Annotated in this window: 1 protein-coding gene; it reads right to left on the bottom strand. The window is 52.5% G+C overall.

Annotated elements, in window-relative coordinates:
* Positions 1–1,017 (bottom strand): helix-turn-helix domain-containing protein (locus G0Q06_RS14180; protein ID WP_163967423.1); only part of this gene is annotated, 1,017 nt, incomplete at its 3' end.
* Between the last annotated feature and the right edge of the window lie 181 nt (positions 1,018–1,198).

The raw sequence follows: 1,198 nt of genomic DNA, 5'->3' as shown, positions 1-1,198 counted from the left end.
GCGTCGCGCCATGCTTTTTGCTCGTTTGACTGTATTGCTTGGCAACTCGTCGAAGACGTCTTGATAGTTTTTCGCAAACCGTCCGCTTGACGGATAGCCGAATTGGGATGCGACATCTCCGATTTTGCAATCTGTGTTTGTGGGGTCCAACAAGAATTGCCGCGCGCGCCACACACGCCGCATGTTCAGGTAACGCACCGGAGGCGCGCCGTAAACGTTAACAAAGCTCTGATGCAGCCGGTTCTTACCGACGCCCGCGATCTTGTAGAGATCGTCCAGCTGCACATGTTCACTGATGGGGCGGGTTCTAATCGCATCTCTGACCGTTGTTGTGATGTGATAGTCTTCGATTTGCCCAAGCCAGGCAGGCGTAGGTTTCTCCATCTTTTCCAAAAGCCAATTTGCCATCTGTGCAACGACGGCGCGCTCCTGGTCTTCTGACAGGTTCATGCCTTCAAAGGTTTCGGCATTTTTCTGGGTATCCGCTTGCAGGGAAGCAATCATCTCTTCCAGTTCCATCGCGCACTCCGCGCAATCGCCGAAAACGCGACTCCCCGACAGAAAATCCATATCTACGGTTCCCGAGATTTCCGTAATGACGGCGTTCATCACGTTTCGTCTGACACCGACCAGAAGCCTGAATGACTCCTGACAGGCCACGGTGTAGTCATGGGTGCCGTCCAGATAGGAGGCTTGGTTGGGTTGGTGCCGATACCCGTTCATCCGAAATACACCAGTCCACGAAACAGGTAAAAGAAATCCGATCCAGCCGGGATGCGGCCGTGCGGTAAAGGACGCGTAGGCGTCGCTTGCAATCTTGAGGACAAAAGCGTCGCGGCCCCAGATCTCGATTGTGCGAAAGTTCATTTGACCCGGTGCAAGCTGAACAACGTCGGCTTCTTTCACCGGCATCCGGTTCAGAAAGCGACCATGTATGCGGTTTTTCAGCCAAGCCATGAAACTGAAGATAACCGAAACTTTCACCGCATCCAGTGCGCCGGGAAGAATTGACTTCAAAATAGGAAGAAGTGTACTTCATTCCATTTGCGGAATCCGACTCCGGAAGCGCACAGTTCATCTGTGGAAGCGTTCTTCGTCCCACGTCTGAGCTGTTCTGCGGATCTTCCCATGTGGCTTAGTATTTCGGTGATTTAAAGAGAGAGACATAGGAATGAAAATTGCACCACAGCGTCGATCG

Origin of the sequence: Oceanipulchritudo coccoides (assembly GCF_010500615.1) — a bacterium.
Classification (GTDB): domain Bacteria; phylum Verrucomicrobiota; class Verrucomicrobiia; order Opitutales; family Oceanipulchritudinaceae; genus Oceanipulchritudo; species Oceanipulchritudo coccoides.
The sequence above is the reverse complement of the archived record's forward strand: the minus strand, read 5'-3'. Positions and strand labels throughout refer to the sequence as shown.